At 62.3% G+C, this 18,802-nt stretch carries 11 protein-coding genes and 1 riboswitch; of the genes, 5 read left to right on the forward strand and 6 right to left on the reverse strand.

What is annotated here, in order from left to right; all coding sequences use genetic code 11:
* Positions 1-32: 32 nt before the first annotated feature.
* Positions 33-1,679 carry a glucose-6-phosphate isomerase gene (pgi, locus tag EGY12_RS05290; RefSeq protein WP_047729728.1) on the reverse strand — a complete coding sequence of 549 codons (1,647 nt, stop codon included), beginning with the start codon at positions 1,677-1,679 and terminating at the stop codon, positions 33-35.
* 229 nt (positions 1,680-1,908) lie between these two features.
* Between pgi and EGY12_RS05295 the strand changes: the two genes are divergently transcribed.
* The 5 genes from EGY12_RS05295 (at position 1,909) to EGY12_RS05315 (ending at position 13,436) form a co-directional block, all read left to right on the forward strand.
* On the forward strand, positions 1,909-3,717 hold the full coding sequence (locus EGY12_RS05295) for a sodium:proton antiporter (RefSeq protein WP_123892798.1): 1,809 nt from the start codon (positions 1,909-1,911) through the stop codon (positions 3,715-3,717).
* Between the two features lie 52 nt (positions 3,718-3,769).
* Positions 3,770-3,964, forward strand: a riboswitch (Lysine riboswitch).
* Positions 3,965-4,071: 107 nt separating this feature from the next.
* A complete protein-coding gene (gene lysC / locus EGY12_RS05300) occupies positions 4,072-5,439 on the forward strand; it encodes a lysine-sensitive aspartokinase 3 (RefSeq protein ID WP_123892799.1) in 1,368 nt (455 codons plus the stop codon).
* Between the two features lie 142 nt (positions 5,440-5,581).
* On the forward strand, positions 5,582-6,499 hold the full coding sequence (gene panS, locus EGY12_RS05305) for a ketopantoate/pantoate/pantothenate transporter PanS (RefSeq protein WP_123892800.1): 918 nt from the start codon (positions 5,582-5,584) through the stop codon (positions 6,497-6,499).
* Between the two features lie 385 nt (positions 6,500-6,884).
* A complete protein-coding gene (locus EGY12_RS05310; protein WP_123892801.1) occupies positions 6,885-8,564 on the forward strand; it encodes a ShlB/FhaC/HecB family hemolysin secretion/activation protein in 1,680 nt (559 codons plus the stop codon).
* A gap of 45 nt (positions 8,565-8,609) precedes the next feature.
* A complete protein-coding gene (locus EGY12_RS05315; RefSeq protein WP_123892802.1) occupies positions 8,610-13,436 on the forward strand; it encodes a hemagglutinin repeat-containing protein in 4,827 nt (1,608 codons plus the stop codon).
* Positions 13,437-13,483: 47 nt separating this feature from the next.
* On the opposite strand, the gene EGY12_RS05320 is transcribed toward EGY12_RS05315, so the two are convergent.
* From EGY12_RS05320 to EGY12_RS05340, 5 genes are all read right to left on the reverse strand, one after another.
* Positions 13,484-15,133, reverse strand: coding sequence for a Na/Pi cotransporter family protein (locus EGY12_RS05320; RefSeq protein WP_049201530.1), 1,650 nt, complete (start codon positions 15,131-15,133; stop codon positions 13,484-13,486).
* Between the two features lie 207 nt (positions 15,134-15,340).
* Positions 15,341-16,333, reverse strand: coding sequence for an ABC transporter ATP-binding protein (locus EGY12_RS05325; protein ID WP_123892803.1), 993 nt, complete (start codon positions 16,331-16,333; stop codon positions 15,341-15,343).
* Between the two features lie 4 nt (positions 16,334-16,337).
* Positions 16,338-17,123, reverse strand: coding sequence for an ABC transporter permease (locus EGY12_RS05330; RefSeq protein ID WP_123892804.1), 786 nt, complete (start codon positions 17,121-17,123; stop codon positions 16,338-16,340).
* Between the two features lie 17 nt (positions 17,124-17,140).
* The gene (locus EGY12_RS05335; RefSeq protein ID WP_123892805.1) at positions 17,141-17,986 is read right to left on the reverse strand and encodes an ABC transporter permease subunit; all 846 of its coding nucleotides are present in this window, start codon (positions 17,984-17,986) and stop codon (positions 17,141-17,143) included.
* Complete coding sequence (locus tag EGY12_RS05340; RefSeq protein WP_123892806.1) at positions 17,983-18,792, reverse strand: alkaline phosphatase family protein; 810 nt, start codon at positions 18,790-18,792, stop codon at positions 17,983-17,985. The genes EGY12_RS05335 and EGY12_RS05340 overlap by 4 nt, the downstream gene beginning before the upstream one ends.
* Between the last annotated feature and the right edge of the window lie 10 nt (positions 18,793-18,802).

The raw sequence follows: 18,802 nt of genomic DNA on the forward strand, positions 1-18,802 counted from the left end.
GGCGGGTTTTTTATTGGCCTCAGCTCAGACGATTAGCGCCATTCCTTGAAGCGGTTGATCAGCGCATTGGTCGAGCTGTCGTGGCTGCTGATTTTCTCGCTGCCCGCCAGTTCAGGCAGGATACGGTTAGCCAGCTGTTTGCCCAGCTCCACGCCCCACTGATCGAAGGTGAAGATGTTCAGGATCGCGCCCTGGGTGAAGATCTTGTGCTCATACAACGCGATCAGGCTGCCCAGGCTGAACGGGGTGATTTCGCGCAGCAGGATCGAGTTGGTCGGCCGGTTGCCTTCAAACACTTTGAACGGCGCCACGTGCTTGACCTGCTCAGGGGTTTTACCCTGCGCCGCGAACTCGGCCTCCACCACTTCCAGCGACTTGCCGAACGCCAGCGCTTCGGTCTGAGCAAAGAAGTTGGACAGCAGTTTGGCGTGGTGATCGCCCAGCGGGTTATGGCTGATGGCCGGTGCGATGAAATCGCACGGCACCAGCTTGGTGCCCTGGTGGATCAACTGGTAGAACGCATGCTGGCCGTTGGTGCCCGGCTCGCCCCAGATGATAGGACCAGTCTGGTAATCCACCGGGTTGCCGTTGCGATCGACATACTTGCCGTTGGATTCCATGTTGCCCTGCTGGAAGTAAGCGGCAAAACGATGCATGTACTGATCGTACGGCAGAATGGCTTCGGTTTCGGCGCCGAAGAAGTTGTTGTACCAGATGCCGATCAGCGCCAGCAGCACCGGCAGGTTTTTCTCCGCCGGCGTTTCGGCGAAGTGCTTATCCATGGCGTGCGCGCCGCTCAGCAGCTGCTCGAAGTTGTCATAACCGATGGACAGCGCGATCGACAGGCCGATCGCCGACCACAGGGAGTAACGGCCCCCTACCCAGTCCCAGAACTCGAACATGTTGTCGGTATCGATGCCGAACTCGGCCACCGCTTTGCCGTTGGTGGACAGCGCGGCGAAGTGCTTGGCTACGTGCTGTTGATCGGCGGCACTGCTCAGGAACCAGTCGCGCGCGCTGTGGGCGTTGGTCATGGTTTCCTGGGTAGTGAAGGTTTTGGATGCCACCAGGAACAGCGTGGTTTCCGGGTTCAGCGGCTTCAGCGTTTCGGCGATATGGGTGCCGTCGACGTTGGAGACGAAGTGCATGTTCAGGTGGTTTTTATAAGGGCGCAGCGCTTCGGTCACCATGTAAGGGCCGAGGTCCGAACCGCCGATGCCGATGTTCACCACGTCGGTGATCGGCTTGCCGGTGTAGCCTTTCCACTCGCCGCCGATGACGCGCGCGCAGAACTGTTTGATCTTGGCCAGTACCGCGTTCACTTCCGGCATCACGTCTTTGCCGTCGACCAGGATCGGGCTGTTGCTGCGGTTGCGCAGGGCAATGTGCAGCACCGCGCGATCTTCGGTGCGGTTGATTTTCTCACCGGCGAACATCGATTTGATGGCGCCTTGCAGATCGGTTTCTTTCGCCAGCGCCTGCAGCTTCTCCAGGGTTTCCTGCGTGATACGGTTCTTGGAATAGTCCACCAACATTTGGTCGTTGAAGGTCGCGGAGAACCTGGAGAAACGATCGCTGTCCTGGGCGAACAGGTCGGCGATCCGTACGTCTTTCATCTGTGCATAATGTTGCTGCAGGGCTTGCCAAGCAGCGGTTTGACTAGGATTGATATTTTTCATAGCAACACTCTTAGGCTTGAGAATAAAAATGACGCGTTTGTCCGATTGTAGCCTGTTCGACTGTGATTATGATCTCTTTTCTTGCGATAGGCGCTAACTGTCAACGCATTGCCGCCTCGTTTCAGCTTTCACTCTATACTTTGGGCTAACGGCCTGTTATCGGGGTTGCCGAATTGTCATCAGGCTGTGTCATCGTTGCTCATTTCGTCATTTGAAAGGGATCTCGCTTATGGAATTATCCGCTCCGCTCATGTTGGTGCTTATCGGCCTGGCGTCGCTGCTGGCGCAGTGGCTGGCCTGGCTGCTGCGCCTGCCGGCCATTTTGCCGCTGTTGCTGTTCGGCATCGTGCTCGGCCCGACGGTGCATCTGGTGCAGCCGGATCTGCTGTTCGGCGATCTGCTGTTTCCGCTGGTGTCGCTGTCGGTGGCGATCATCCTGTTCGAGGGGGCGCTGACGCTGCGTTTCGAGGAGATACGCGGCCTCGGTGGCGTGGTGCGCAATCTGGTCACCGTTGGCATGCTGGTCACCTTTCTGGTCATCAGCCTCGCCAGCTGGTGGCTGCTGGATTTCCCGCCGGAGCTGGCGGCGCTGATCGGCGCGGTGACGGTGGTGACCGGGCCGACGGTGATCGCCCCGCTGATGCGCGTGGTGCGGCCGAACGCCAACATTAACCAGGTGCTGCGCTGGGAAGGGATCGTTATCGATCCGGTCGGCGCCATCTTCACCCTGCTGGTGTTCGAATTCATCGTGCTGAAACAGAATGCGGAGTCCTATACCCACCTGTTTTGGACGCTGGGCGTGACCGCCGCCGTCGGCCTGATCGCCGGCGCGCTGTTCGGCTATCTGCTCGGCCTGGCGCTGCGCCGCGTCTGGCTGCCGCGCTATCTGCAGAACCTGGCGGTGCTGGCGATCATGCTGACCGCCTTCGGCGTTTCCAACGCCATCGCCGACGAATCCGGCCTGCTGACCGTCACGGTGATGGGCATCTGGCTGGCCAACATGCGCGACGTGGACACCAGCGATATTCTGGCATTCAAAGAGGAGCTGTCGGCGATCCTGATCTCGGCGCTGTTCATCATTCTGGCGGCGCGGCTCGACATCCAGGCGCTGTGGAACATGGGCTGGCCGCTGCTCCTGCTGCTGCTGGCGGTGCAGTTCATTGCCCGGCCGCTGTGCATTGCGGTATCGACCTGGCGCTCTTCCCTGCACTGGCGCGATCGGCTGCTGCTGTGCTGGATCGCCCCGCGCGGCATCGTCGCCGCGGCGGTCAGCTCGCTGTTCGCGCTGACGCTGCAGCGCAGCGGCTATCAAGGCGCCGACCGGCTGGTCACCGTGGTGTTCGCCATCATCATCGGCACCGTGGTGCTGCAAAGCCTGACCAGCGGCATGATGGCGCGCTGGCTGCGGGTGCAGCAGCAAAAGCCGCGCGGCGTACTGATCGTCGGCGCCAACAGCGTGGCACGCATGCTGGCGCAGGCGCTGATCAAACTGAACGTGCCGGTGATCGTCACCGACAGCAGTTGGGAATACTACCGCCAGGCGCGCATGGAAGGCATCCCGGCTTACTATGGCCACGCCTACTCCGAACACGCAGAAAACTATCTCGATCTGAGCAATATCGCCCAGGTGTTGGCGCTGTCGCCCAATCGCCACCAGAACGCGTTGGCGGTCTACCACTTCGGCCATCTCTTCGGCGAGGATCACGTGTTTGCCATTCGCTCCGGGGCGCCGTTGAAAGGGCGCGGCGCCAGCGCGGAAAGTTCGCGTTTCCGCCGGCATGAAATTTTATTTAATCAGGAAGCCACCTACGGCCGCCTGAGCAGCCTGCTCGCGAGGGGCGCCACCATCAAAGCGACCAAATTGAACGAAAATTTCGGTTGGCTGGAGTATTTGGAGAAACATCAGGGTGTTATCCCGTTATTCAGCCAAAAGGAAGACGGTTCTCTGCAACCGATTGGTGCCGGTTCCACGCCCGCGATGCCCTGTACGCTTATCGCGCTGGTACAAGATGAAAATCCCTCACCGTCTGTACGTTGACAGAATGGCGATAACCGGCTATTCCTAACAGCCTACTTGCGCACCCGGTGCGCAAGCCAGAAGAGGCGCGTCGCCCAGGTAGAGTGTCAGAGGAGCCGTTTCTCCGTTGACGGCACCCGAGGGGGAGCGACGCCGAGGTAGGGTAATGGCCGGCCATTATCATATCGACTACAGGGGCTGAATCCCCTGGGTTGTCACCAGGGGATCGCCCGCAGGGCGATCGACAAGGTGGGGCGCTTCTGGGTGTATCGTAGCCTGACCTCTACGCCTGCCCCCTGTTTACCGCTCTCCCCTTGTGCCAAGGCTATGGAATTACAGTGCCCCAAACGGGCATCCCTGACACGAGGTTTCTACATGAACCAAGCAGCACCCCAGAATTCCACCGTGGTAGCCAAGTTCGGCGGCACCAGCGTCGCCGACTTTGAAGCCATGAACCGCAGCGCCGACGTCGTGCTGGCCAACCCGCAGGTTCGCCTGGTGGTATTGTCCGCTTCGGCGGGCGTCACCAACCTGTTGGTCGCCCTGGCCGAGGGTTGCGAGGCCGACAAGCGCAATTACCAGCTTGATGAAATTCGTCGCATCCAGTACGCCATCCTCGATCGCCTCACGGCGCCGGCGGTGATCCGCGAAGAGATCGACCGGCTGCTGGAAAACATCGCCATGCTGTCGGAGGCCGCGTCGCTGGCCACCTCTACGGCGTTGACCGACGAGCTGGTCAGCCATGGGGAGCTGATGTCCACCCTGCTGTTCGTTGAAATCCTGCGCGCCCGCAACGTGCAGGCCGAATGGTTCGACGTGCGTAAAGTGATGCGCACCGACGATCACTTCGGCCGCGCCGTGCCGGACAGCGCCGCGCTCAGCGAACTGGCCCGGGCGCAGTTGCAACCTCGCCTGCAGGAAGCGCTGGTAGTCACCCAGGGCTTTATCGGCAGCGAGCCGAAAGGCCGCACCACCACGCTCGGCCGCGGCGGCAGCGACTATACCGCCGCGCTGCTCGGCGAGGCGCTCGGCGTTGGCCGGGTGGATATCTGGACTGACGTACCGGGCATCTACACCACCGATCCACGCGTGGTGCCGGCGGCCAAACGCATCGACAAAATCGGTTTCGAAGAAGCGGCAGAGATGGCCACCTTCGGTGCCAAAGTGCTGCATCCGGCCACCCTGCTGCCGGCGGTGCGCAGCGACATTCCGGTGTTCGTCGGCTCCAGCAAGGATCCGGCGGCCGGCGGCACGCTGGTGTGCAACACCACCGAAAACCCGCCGCTGTTCCGCGCGCTGGCGCTGCGCCGCAAGCAAACGCTGCTGACGCTGCACAGCCTGAATATGCTGCACGCGCGTGGTTTCCTGGCCGAGGTGTTCAGCATTCTGGCGCGCCACAACATCTCCGTCGATCTGATCACCACCTCGGAGGTCAGCATTGCGCTGACCATGGACACCACCGGCGCCACCTCCGTCGGCGGCAGCCTGCTGACCACCTCGCTGCTGACCGAGCTGTCGTCGCTGTGTCGGGTGGAAGTGGAAGAGAACCTGGCGCTGGTGGCGATCATCGGCAACCAGCTGTCGCGCGCTTGCGGCGTGGGCAAAGAGGTGTTCGGCGTGCTCGATCCGTTCAATATTCGCCTGATCTGCTACGGCGCCAGCAGCTATAACCTGTGCTTCCTGGTACCGGGCGAAGAAGCCGAGCAGGTAGTGCGCACCCTGCACCACAATCTGTTCGAATAAGTCATTATCCCTGATTGCGGGCGCAGCACGCTGCGCCCCTGCGTCTAAAAAATTCGTTCAAAACCTGCAGGGGTTCAGCATGTTGAACCCGCAAAAAACACAACCACACCCACCGTTCTCAATCTGGCTAAGGAAAACCTGCATGTTGGCACTATTCACGCGCTTATTCCCCCTGTGGGCGATACTGCTGTCCGTCACCGCCTATTACACGCCGACTTCCTTTACCGGTGTCGGCCCCTACGTCAGCCCGCTGCTGATGCTGATCATGTTCGCCATGGGCGTCACGCTGCGGCTGGACGACTTCAAACGCGTGCTGGCTCGCCCCGGCCCGGTGGCGGCCGGCATCTTCCTGCACTATCTGATCATGCCGCTGGCGGCCTGGATCCTGGCGATGCTGTTCCGCATGCCGCCGGATCTGTCCGCCGGCATGGTGTTGGTGGGCAGCGTGGCCAGCGGTACCGCGTCCAACGTAATGATCTACCTGGCCAAGGGAGACGTGGCACTGTCGGTGACCATCTCGGCGGTCTCAACGCTGGTCGGGGTGTTCGCCACGCCGCTGCTGACTCGCCTGTACGTCGACGCCAAGATCAGCGTCGATATCATGGGCATGCTGCTGAGCATTCTGCAGATCGTGGTGATCCCGATCGGCCTGGGCCTGATCGTCCACCACACCCTGACCAAGGCGGTGAAACGCATCGAACCGCTGCTGCCGGCGCTGTCGATGGTGTGTATCCTCGCGATCATCAGCGCGGTGGTGGCCGGCAGCCAAAGCCACATCGCCTCGGTCGGTTTGGTGGTGATCGTCGCGGTGATCCTGCACAACGGCATCGGTTTGCTGAGCGGCTACTGGGGCGGCAAGCTGTTCGGCTTCGACGAATCCACCTGCCGCACGCTGGCGATCGAAGTCGGCATGCAGAACTCCGGGCTGGCGGCCACGCTGGGCAAAATCTACTTCTCGCCGCTGGCCGCGCTGCCAGGCGCACTGTTCTCGGTCTGGCACAACCTCTCCGGTTCGCTGCTGGCGGGTTATTGGTCCGGCCGCCCCATCAAGAAAAAATAAACGGCCTGCGGGGACGCAAACAATTGCGTCCCCGTTATTCTCTGCGAAATTTCGTATTTCCCACTGGTCGGATTGTCATAATTCCCCTCATCCCCTATCATCCGTGAAAAATTAAAATTCAGATTCTTCCTATCCGTGCCGATAATGTTGGCAAGAGGAAGAGACGTTCTACTTTTTTTAATTAATTAAGTCACCAGGGTTGCCCACCATAAAAGAAGCAGCCTAATTATTATTTAGATCTATACCCACCGTCTTATTTGCCGCGGCAAATCAAGATACCTCGCAATGTGCATGTCGCTCATTATTTCGGGCCGGCCGTCGGTCACCCGTGGTTAACCTCATGGATTGGGCAGGCTGCCTCGGTAGCCTCTCATAATGGATTACAATGATAAAAAAAATGACCGCCTTGACGCTGTTGGTCAGCACGGCCCTTTCCGCCGAAACTCTGCCGGACGCCCACATGATGCGGGATATGTCGATGGGGGAATCGCGCCGCGCGCTGCAAGACAGTACGCGTGAAGTCAACCAGTTGATTGAGCAACGCCGCTACCAGCAGCTGAAGCAGCAACGCTTGCTGGCGGAGCCGGAACCGGCCGCGCCCGCCCTGCCGCAGTCCGCGCAGTGCTTGCCGATCGCCGGCGTTTATCTGCAGGGCGTCACCCTGCTCTCGCCGGCCGATTTATCCGCCCTGAGCGCGCTGCCGGAAAACTGCATCAGCAGCAACGATATCAATCGCCTGACCCGCGAATTAACGCGCCTTTATGTGCAAAAAGGCTATATCACCGCGCGCGTGCAAATTGTTCGCCCTAATTCACAGGGAGAATTGGGGTTAAGCGTGACGGAAGGATTTATCGAGAAAATAGAAGGCGGCGATCGCTGGGTCAACAGCCGCTTATTATTTCCAGGCCTGGAAGGCAAGCCGTTGAAATTAACCGAGCTCGATCAGGGATTGGATCAGGCCAACCGTTTGCAATCGAATACCACCAAGCTGGATATATTACCCGGCCGCCAGGTTGGCGGTTCGGTCATTCGTTTGCGCAATCAGCATACCAAGCCCTGGCTGATTACCGCCGGCACGGATAATTACGGCCAAAAAAGCACTGGCCAGTGGCTGGCGCGCGCCACCGCCACGCTGGACAGTCCGTTCGGCCTGTCAGACTTCGTCAGCCTGAACGTCAACAGCACGCTGGAAAACCCGGCCCACCGCTATAACCGCGCCTATACCCTGCTCTATTCACTGCCGTACGGCGCGTTCACCTTCAGCGGATTCGCCAGCTTCTCGTCCTATGAGAACCACCAGCAGCTGCCGCACAACCTGGTCAAACTGCACGGCCAGACCCAACAGTACGGGCTGCGCAGCGACTACGTGTTTTATCGCGATCACGATCAGATAGACAGCCTGAGCGGCCAGTTGACCTACAAGCGCATCGACAACTACTTCGAAAGCGTGCGCCTCGAAGTCAGCAGCCCCACGCTGACCCTGGCCGAGTTGAGCGCCAGCCACCTGCATATTCTGCCCAACGGGGTGTTCAGCGCCAACCTCAGCGTCGAGCAGGGCCTGCCATGGCTGGGGGCCGATCGCCATCCGAGTTCGGTTCACCTCGACAGCCAGTTCACCAAGGGCAAGCTGTTCGCCAACCTCAGCCAGCGCCTTCACCTGGGCGAGGCGACCTATCAGCTCAACAACCTGTTCTACGGCCAGTACAGCCGCGACCCGCTGCCCGGCGTGGAATGGCTGAGCCTTACCGATCGCAGCGCCGTGCGCGGCTTTAGCCGCAGCACTCAGTCCGGCGACAACGGCTGGTATCTGCAGAACACGCTGTCGCGCAGCTTCAATCTGGGCGCCACCACGCTGACGCCGCGCCTCGGCGCCGACGTCGGCCGCATTTTGCCGCGCCAGGACAGCTCGGGGTGGCGCAGCAGCGCCGGCCTGAGCAGCGGCGCCACGTTGCGCTATCGGCAGGCGCTGGTCGATCTCGAAGTCAGCCGCGGCTGGATCTTGTCGAATCACGCCACGCCGGAAGATCCCGTTCAGGTACTGGCGCGCTTTTCTTACACCTTTTAATCAGCAGTTTTGCGGGACCCCACGGCAATATACGGAGAGACATGGATGAAAAATAATAACTTCAGGCTTTCAGCAGCAGGCAAACTGGCCGCCGCACTGGCGATTATTCTCGCCGCTTCCGCCGGCGCCTATGCCGCGGAGATCGTGGCGGCCAACGGCGCCAACGGCCCCGGCGTTTCCACCGCCGCAACCGGCGCGCAGGTAGTCGACATCGTCGCGCCGAACGGCAACGGGTTGTCGCACAACCAATATCAGGACTTCAATGTCAATCAGCCCGGCGCGGTGCTGAACAACTCCCGCGAGGCGGGGCTGTCGCAGTTGGCCGGTCAACTGGGCGCCAACCCCAATCTGGGTGGGCGCGAAGCCAGCGTCATCCTCAACGAAGTGATCGGCCGTAACCCTTCTCTGCTGCATGGCCAGCAAGAGATCTTCGGCATGGCGGCCGACTACGTGCTGGCCAACCCGAACGGCATCAGTTGCCAGGGCTGCGGGTTCATCAACACCAGCCGCTCCTCGCTGGTGGTCGGCAACCCGCTGGTGGAGAACGGCCTGCTGCAGGGCTACAGCACCCTGGATAACCGCAATACTCTGAGCCTCAACGGCACCCTGAACGCCGGCGGCGTGCTGGATCTGATCGCACCGAAGATAGACAGCCGCGGCGACGTGATCGTGCAAGACTTCACCCAGCGCAACGGCAGCGTGACGTCGGCGGCGATCAACGCCATCAGCGGCCATAACCGCGTGGCGCGCGATGGCAAGGTGCTGGCCAGCGTACAGCCGACCACTGCGCTGGACAGCTACTACCTCGGCAGCATGCAGGCGGGGCGCATCAACATCATCAACACCGCACAGGGCAGCGGCGTGAAGCTGGCCGGCACGCTGGCCGCCGGCGACGAGCTCAAGGTGAAAGCCTACGATATTCGCAGCGAAAGCCGCGTTGATGACGCCAGCAGCAACCGCAACGGCAGCGAGAATTACCAGAACTATCGCGGTGGCATCTACGTCAACGACCGCAGCAGCAGCCAGAAGCTGACCCGCACCGAGCTGAAAGGCAAGAACATCAGCCTGGTGGCGGATAACCACGCACACCTCACCGCCACCGACATTCGCGGCGAAGACATTACGCTGCAGGGCGGCAAACTGACGCTCGACGGCCAGCAGTTGAAACAGACGCAGGGCTACACCGACGACCGCTGGTTCTACTCCTGGCAATACGACGTCACCCGTGAACGCGAGCAGCATCAGCAGGCGGGCAGCACCGTCGCCGCCAGCGGCAGCGCCAAACTCGTCAGCACCCGGGAAGACGTGAATCTGTTGGGCGCCAACCTCAGCGCCGACCGGGCGCTGAGCGTCAAAGCGGCGCGCGACGCGCATCTCGCCGGGCTGGTGGAGAAGGAGAAGTCCACCGAGCGCGGCTATCAGCGCAACCACACTTCCAGCCTGCGCACCGGCAGTTGGAGCAGCAGCGACGAAAGCGAAAGCCTGAAGGCCAGCGAACTGCGCAGCCAGGGGGTGCTGACGCTGGAGGCCGGCAACAACGTCGCTACCCAGGGAGCCAAACTGCACGCCAGCCGCGATTTGACGGTCAATGCCGGCAACCAGATCCAGGTCGGGGTGCAGAAAACCGCCAACGCCAAAGCGGTGCGCGATGACAAAACCTCCTGGGGCGGCATCGGCGGCGGCGACAACAAGAACAACAGTAACCGCCGCGAGGTCAGCCACGCTTCCGAACTGACCAGCGACGGCACTCTGCGTCTGAACGGTCAGCAGGGCGTCACCATCACCGGCAGCAAGGCGCGCGGCAAGGAAGGCGGTCTGGTCACCGCCACGCAGGGCGGCCTGCGCATCGATAACGCACTGAGCACCACCGTGGACAAAATCGACGCGCGTACCGGCACCGCCTTCAACATCACCAGCAGTTCGCATAAGGCCGACAACAGCTACCAGAGCAGCACCGCCAGCGAGCTGAAGTCTGATACCAACCTGAAGCTGGTCAGCCGTCAGAATACCGACGTGATCGGCAGCCAGGTCACCAGCGGCGGCGAACTGAGCGTCACGTCGCAGACCGGCAACATCAACGTCAAGACCGCCGAGCAGCAGCAAAAAATCGATGAGCAGAAGACTGCGCTTACCGTCAACGGCTACGCCAAAGAAGCCGGCGACAAGCAATACCGCGCCGGTTTGCGCATCGAACATACCCGCGACAGCGAAAAAACCACCCGCACCGAAAACCGCGCCTCAACCCTCAGCGGCGGCAGCGTGAGGCTCGAGGCGGAGAAGGACGTGACCTTCAGCGGCTCTAAACTGGTCGCCGACAAAGGCGACGCCAGCGTCAGCGGTAACAAAGTCTCGTTCCTGGCGGCCGATGACAAAACCACGTCGAACACCGAGAAGACCAAGATCGGCGGCGGTTTCTACTACACCGGCGGCATCGACAAGCTCGGCAGCGGCGTGGAAGCCGGCTACGAAAACAGCAAAACGCAGGCGCAGAGCAGCAAGGCGGTCACCTCCGGCAGCGACGTCAAAGGCAACCTGACTGTCAACGCCCGCGACAAGCTGACCCAGCAAGGCGCGCAGCACAGCGTCGGCGGCGCCTACAAAGAGAACGCCGCCGGCGTCGATCATTTGGCCGCCGCCGACACCGCCAACAGCACCACCACCAAAACCGACGCCGGCGTGAACATCGGCGCCAACGTCGATTACAGCGCCGTGACCCGCCCGGTCGAGCGCGCGGTCGGCAAGGCGGCCAAGCTGGACGCCACCGGCGTCATCAACGACATCGGCGGCATCGGCGCGCCTAACGTCGGCCTGGATATCGGCGCACAGGGCGGCAGCAGCGAAAAACGCAGCAGCAGCTCGCAGGCGGTGGCCAGCTCGGTGAAAGCCGGCAGCATCGACATCAATGCCACAGGCGAAGTGCGCGATCAGGGCACGCAATATCAGGCGAGCAAAGGCGCGGTCACACTGACGGCGGACAGCCACCGCAGCGAAGCCGCGACGAACCGCCAGGAAGAGCAGAACCGCGACACCCGCGGCAGCGCCGGCGTGCGCGTCTACACCACCACCGGCAGCGACCTGACCGTGGACGCCAAGGGCGAAGGCGGCACCCAGCGCAGCAACAGCAGCGCCAGCCAAGCGGTGACCGGCTCGATCGATGCGGCCAACGGCATCAGCGTCAACGTGAAACAAGACGCGGTCTATCAGGGCACCGCGCTGAACGGCGGCAGCGGTAAAACCACCGTCAACGCCGGCGGCGATATCCGCTTAGAGCAGGCCAACGATAAGCAGAGCGAAAACCACAGCGGCTTCAACGTCAAGGCTTCGGCGAAGGGCGGCTTCACCGCCGACAGCAAAAACTTCGGCGCCGGTTTCGGCGGTGGCACCCACAACGGTGAAAGCAGCAGCAGCACCGCACAGGTCGGCAACGTCAGCGGCCAACAGGGCGTGGAGCTGAACGCAGGCCGCGATCTGACGTTGCAGGGCACCGACGTCAAGAGCCAGGGTGACGTCACCCTGAGCGCGGGCAACAAGGTCGCGCTGCAGGCGGCGGAATCGACCCAAATGCGTAAGGAGAGCAAGCTGTCCGGCAATCTCGATCTGGGCGCCGGCAGCAGCGACAGCAAGGAAAAAACCGGCGGCAGCCTCTCCGCCGGCGGCGCCTTCGACATCGCCAAGGTGAATGAGTCCGCGACCGAACGCCAGGGCGCCACGCTTGCCTCAGACGGCAAGGTCACCCTGTCCGCCGGCGGCAAAGGCGACGATGCGCTGCATCTGCAAGGCGCCAAGGTCAGCGGCGGCAGCGCCGCGCTCGAGGCGAAAAACGGCGGCATCCTGCTGGAATCCGCCAAGAACGAGCAGCATAAGGACAACTGGAGCCTGGGTATCAAAGCCAACGCCAGAGGCGGCCAAACGTTCAACAAAGACGCCGGCGGCAAGGTCGATCCGAACACCGGCAAAGACACCCATACGCTGGGCGCCGGTCTGAAGGTTGGCGTGGAGCAGCAGGATAAAGCCACGCACACCAACACCGGCATCACTGCGGGCGACGTGGCGCTCAACAGCGGCAAAGACACCCGCCTCGCCGGGGCGCGCGTCGATGCCGACAGCGTACAGGGCAAGGTGGGCGGCGATCTGCGCGTCGAAAGCCGTAAGGACGTCGAGAAAGGCGTGAAAGTGGATGTGGATGCCGGACTGAGCCACAGCAACGATCCGGGCAGCAGCATCACCTCCAAGCTGTCGAAGGTAGGCACGCCGCGCTACGCCGGTAAAGTGAAAGAGAAACTGGAGGCCGGGGTAAACAAAGTGGCCGACGCCACCACCGACAAGTACAACAGCGTAGCGCGTCGCCTCGATCCGCAACAGGACACCACCGGTACGGTCAGCTTCAGCAAAGTCGACGGCAAAGTGACGCTGCCGGAAACGCCGGCCGGTGAGAAACCGAAGGGCCCGCTGTGGGATCGCGGCGCACGCACCGTCGGCGGCGCGGTGAAAGACAGCATCACCGGGCCGGCGGGCCGCCAGGGGCAACTCAAGGTCAATGCCGACGTGGTGAACAACAACGCGGTCAGCGAGCAATCGGCGATTACCGGTAAGAACGGCGTGGCGCTGCAGGTAGGGGGCCAACCCCAACTGACCGGCGGCGAGATCCGCAGCCAGCAGGGCAAGGTGGAGCTGGGCGGCAGCAAAGTCAGCCAACAGGACGTCAGCGGCCAGCGCTATCAGGGCGGCGGCCGCGTCGATGCGGCGGCCACGGTCGGCGGGTTGCTAGGCGGCGCGGCGAAGCAAAGCGTCGACGGCAACGTGCCGTTCGTCAGCGGCCATGCCTCAACGAAGCAGGCGGATGCCAAAGCCGGCGTGTTCAGCGGCAAATAACGCGCTTCTCCTGCACAATGCCCCCGATGAAAATCGGGGGCATTTTTTTACAGCGTGCTCGGGGTGTCTTCCCAGTCGCGATCGTCATCCTTCGCATCCTGATCCAACACGTTGTAAGCCACGGCGCAGAACAGCGAGTTAAGACGCTTCATGTCCCCCAACAACCCCAGATGCAGCGAGCTGGTCTCGATGCTCTGCACGTTTTGCTGGTGCAGGCGATCGACGTGCGCGTGCGCGTAGCGGCGATCCAGAATGCGGAATCGGTGCTTGGAACGGCGCAGACGCTTGGCGCTGGTGACGTCGCCGGACAGGAACACCGACAGCCCCAGGCGCAGGTTGCCGATCAGCCGCTCGTGCAACCCGTCCAGCTCCGCCAGCCCTTCCGTCGAGAAGGCGCGGCGCGCGGCGTGCGACTTGGCGCCCACGTCGCCGGCCATGCGTTCGATGATGTCGCCCGCCTGCTCCAGGTTGAGCGCCATTTCGATGATCTCCGCCCAACGGCGCGAGTCTTCCTCGCCCAGATCTTCCTTTTGGATCTGCGCCAGATACAGCTTGATGGCGGTGTACAGCACATCGACGTCATCGTCCAGGCGCCGCACTTCTTTATCCACCCCTTGCTTGCCGTGCAGCACTTCGCGCTGCAGGATCATCATGTGTTCCACCACGTCGCCCATCCGCAGCGTTTCGCGCGCCGCGTTGGCCAGCGCCAGCGTCGGCGTATCCAGCGCGCTGGCGTCCAAATGACGCGGCCGCATACGCGGATCGTCGGCCGCCACGTCGACGATCAACCGCTCGCACAGCGTCGCCATCGGCCCGGCCAGCGGGATCATCACCAGACAACGGATCAAGTTGTAGAACACGTGGAAATAGATCACCAGTTCTTCGCTGCCGCCAGGCAACTGAGCCATCACATCCGCCAGATAGGCGACGAACGGCAGCACCAGCACGCAACCCACCAGCTTGAACAGCAGGCTGCCGAGCGCCACGCGCCGCCCGGCAGCGTTCTGGCCGCTGGCGTTGATCATCGCCAACAGGCCGCTGCCGAGGTTGGCGCCGATCACCAGGCAGAGCGCCACCTTCAGTGAAATCACGCCGGACGCGGTCAAGGTAGCGGTCAGCAGCACCGCCGCCAGGCTGGAGTAACTGACGATGGCGAACAGCGCGCCGGTCAGGGCATCCAGCATCACATCGCCGGTCAGCGACGAGAACAGCACTTTCACCCCAGCCGCCTGGGTGATCGGCGTGGCGGCGGCCACGATCAGCTCCAGCGCCAGTACGATCAGCCCAAGACCGATCAAGACGCGCCCGATCTGGCCGATCCGCATCTGTTTGCGGCTGAGGAACAGGAAGACGCCGACCAGGATCAGCAGCGGCGACAGCCAGGAAAGATCGAAGGTCAGCACGCGCGCCATCAACGCGGTGCCGACGTCGGCGCCCAGCATGATCACCAGCGCAGGCGCCAGCCCCACCAGCCCCTGCGCGACGAAAGAGGTCACCAGCAGCGCGGTGGCGTTGCTGCTTTGCACCAGCGCGGTCACGCCGATGCCGGAAACGAACGCCAGCGGTTTTTTCTCAACGCTGTCGCTCAACACGCGCCGCAGATTGGCGCCGTAAACCCGCATGATCCCGGTGCGCACGATGTGGGTGCCCCACACCAACAGCGCCACGGACGAAAGCAGGTGAAGAAGGGTCAGCACGGAAGATACGCTCCATTAACGCCCGGCCAAAGGAGGCTGATACCCGATGTTTGTCACGCGACGCAGAGAGGCGAGCCAAAGGATGACGGATACAGCGCGCGGTCCCGCCTGCCGGGCGTGGATCTGGCAGGACAGCGGGCGGGCGGCAGACCGCAGAAGAGAAGGGTTAATGCGGCGGCGGGAAGGCCCCGGCGCCGCGCTGCGAAGTCATGCAACTTCCCGCAATACAACAGGTTCCAAGTGTAGCCCAATTTCCGCGCCGTCGGGCCGCAGGTCGGCCACCGAACGATTGAGCACGTCAACCAGCAATTCTACATCGCAAACCTGAATCCGATAGCGTACCACATTCCCGAGCAAACTGTGACCAAGGATCACCCCGCCGATCCCCTGCCCGGCCGGCAACAGGCCGATCGATTCGGGGCGGATCGCCACCTTGCCGGCATAGCTGCGCCCGGTCAGCCGGCCGGCCTGTTCGGCGCTCAGCAGGTTATAGTTGCCGATAAACCCGGCGGCGAAGGCATCCGCCGGCTGGGTATACAGGGTTTCCGCATCGCCGCTCTGCACGATCTGCCCCTTGTTCATCAGCACGATGCGATCCGACAGGGTCAATGCCTCTTCCTGATCGTGGGTGACGAAGATCGCCGTCAGGTTCAGCTCGCGCTGAATGCGCCGGATCTGCTCGCGCAGGTGTTTGCGGATACGCGCGTCCAGCGCCGACAGCGGTTCGTCGAGCAGCAGCAGCCGCGGGCGGGTGACCAGCGACCGCGCCAGCGCCACGCGCTGACACTGGCCGCCCGACAGCTGATGCGGATAGCGCTTCGCCAGATCGCTCAGCTCCACCAGCGCCAGCACCTCCTGCACCCGCTGACCGATCTGCCCGGCCGCCAGCTTCTGCATTTTCAGGCCGAAGGCCACATTGCCCTCCACCGTCATATTGGGAAACAGCGCATAGCTTTGGAACACCATGCCGATGCCGCGCTTTTGCGGCGCCAGCGGCACCAGATCCTGGCCCTGCAGCAAAATGTGCCCGCTGTCGACCGGGGTCAGGCCGGCCAGGCAGCGCAGCAGCGTTGATTTGCCGCAGCCGCTCGGCCCCAGCAGGGTGACGAACTCCCCCTCTTCGGCGGTGAAATCGATATCCTGAAACACCTGGGTCTGGCCATAGTGTTTGTTCAGGCGGGTGACGTTGAGATAAGCCATCGGGTTAAGCCTTGTTTTTATTCAGCAGATTCGCCAGCCAGGTGACGAGCAGCACCACGGCGAAATAGGAGATGACCAACGCGCTGGTGAAGTGCCCGCTGCCGTTGCGCATGTTGAACAGGTAGACCTGCAGCGTTTCATACTGGCTGCCCACCAGCAGGTTGGCGAACACGAACTCGCCGATCAGGAACGAGAAAGAAAGCAGCACAGCGATCGTTCCGCCCTTGCGCAGGTTCGGCAACACCACCAGCAGCGCCGCTTGCCAGGTACTGGCGCCGAGCAGGTGTGCGGCGTCCATCAGATCGCGCAGGTTGATCGCCTGCATATTGTTGCTGATGGCGCGATAGATAAACGGCAGCGCGATGGTGAAATAGCAACCCACCAAAATCCAGGGGGTGCCGAGCAGCGGCAGCGGGTCAGCGGCGAACAGTTGCATCAGCCCCACCGCCGACACTACCGGCGGCACGGCGAACGGCAGCAGAATCAGCACGTTCATCACCGCATCCAGCTTGGGGAAGTAGTAAGCGATCACAAACATCGCCGGCAGGATCACCACGACCGACAACAGCAGCGTGCCGAAGCAGATCAGCAACGAGTGCCACAGCGCCTGCAAGAAGCGCGGATCGCTCCACAGCGCCGTCAGCCACTTCAGGGTAAAACCGTCCGGCAAAATGGTGGCGCCCCACTGGGTGGCCAGCGCATAAATCAGCGTCGCCGCCAACGGCAGCAGCAGGATCAGCAGCAGCAGGCCGGTCACCGTACGGTGATAGAGGCGTTCAGCACGCGACATGAGCATTCTCCATCCGATTATGAGCGCGCATTGAGGTAGCTCCTGCGCAACATCCATTGGTGGATCACTGTGATAAACGCCATCATCACCACCAGCAGCATCGCCAGCGCGCTGGCCAGGTTCGGATCGAGGGAGATGTCCCCCGCCACCAGCGCCGAGATGCGGATCGGGATCACGTTGAAGTTGCCGGTGGTCAGCGCGTACACCGTGGCGTAGGCACCCAGCGCGTTGGCCAGCAGGATGACGAAGGTGCCCATCAGCGCCGGCGCCAGCACCGGCAGGCCGATATGCCGCCAATAGCGCCAGGGGCCGGCGCCGAGCAGCGCCGCCGATTCACGCCAGTCGGCGCGCAGCGCGTCGAACGCCGGATACAACAACAGCACCCCCAACGGGATCTGGAAGTAGGTATACAGCACGATCAGGCCGCTCTTCGAATAGAGGTTGAAACTCTCCATCAAACCGTATTTGCGCAGCAAAAGCGTCAGGCAGCCGTTCAGCCCCAGCAGAATGACGAAGGCGAACGCCAGCGGCACCCCGGCGAAGTTGCTGGTCATGTTGGTGAACGACATCACGAAGTCATGAAATCGGGTCTGGCCGAGCTGGCGCAGTGAGTAACTGCCAACTAACGCAATCAACAAGCCGTAGACGCTCGACCACAGCGAGATCTCCAGCGAGAACTGAAACGCCTGCAGGTAGAACTGCGACGTGAGGATATCGACATAGTTGCCCCATCCCCAGCCGCTGGTCTCGCTGAAAAAACTGTGAACGGCGATCCACACCAGCGGGGCGATCTGAAACGCGCCGAACAGCACGATAAACGGCAGCAGGCACAGTGCGGCGATCCATTTGGTTTTGCTGTTCATCGCGCATCCTGCGCCAACAACGCCCGGCAGCGCGACTTGTCGTGCGGCGCCTGCAGCAGATCGCAGATCGTGCCGCACAGCTCGGTTTGCTGCGGATCGGCGTCGTCCAGGCTGAAGCCCGCACCGAACACGAACAGCGGCACCTGGCGCTCTTCCGGCAACACGCCGCCGTGGCTGCGATCGTCGTTCATGCCGTGGTCGGCGGTGACCAGCACCTGATAACCGGCGGCCAGCCATTCGGGCAGATAGCGCGACAGCGAACCGTCGGCGCGGCGCGCCGCGTTGCGGTACTGCGGCGAAGAGAGGCCGAAGCGGTGCCCGGCGTCGTCGATGTTCATCGGGTGGATCAGCAGGAAATCCGGCTGATGACGCAGGCGCAGGCTTTCGGCGTCGTCGAACAGATGGCTGTCGGGATAGCCGTCATCGTAATAGAAATGCCCGTGCTGGATCGGCAGCTCGGGGGCGTCGGTATGGCGGTCGCGCGCGGCGTCGAACGGCGTGCGGTTATACAATTCGCTGAACCAGTGGTAAGCGGCGGCGGCTGTGGTCAACCCGGCGGCGCGCGCGTAATGAAACACGCTTTGTTGATGAGAAAGGCGCGAAACGTGGTTGTGCACCACGCCGCTCTCCACCGGCGTGACGCCGGTGAGGATGCACTCATACAGCGGCCGGGAGAGCGAGGGCAGCTCGCTCTCCAGCAGGTACAACCGTCCGCGTCCCGCCGCGCATTCGGCCTGCAGATAACCCATGGCGTCGTGCGCCACCCGGTAGTTGAGGCCGTCCAGCAGCACGAGGATCGTTTTCATGGTGCGTTAA

Origin of the sequence: Serratia sp. FDAARGOS_506, from assembly GCF_003812745.1 — a bacterium.
GTDB lineage: Bacteria > Pseudomonadota > Gammaproteobacteria > Enterobacterales > Enterobacteriaceae > Serratia.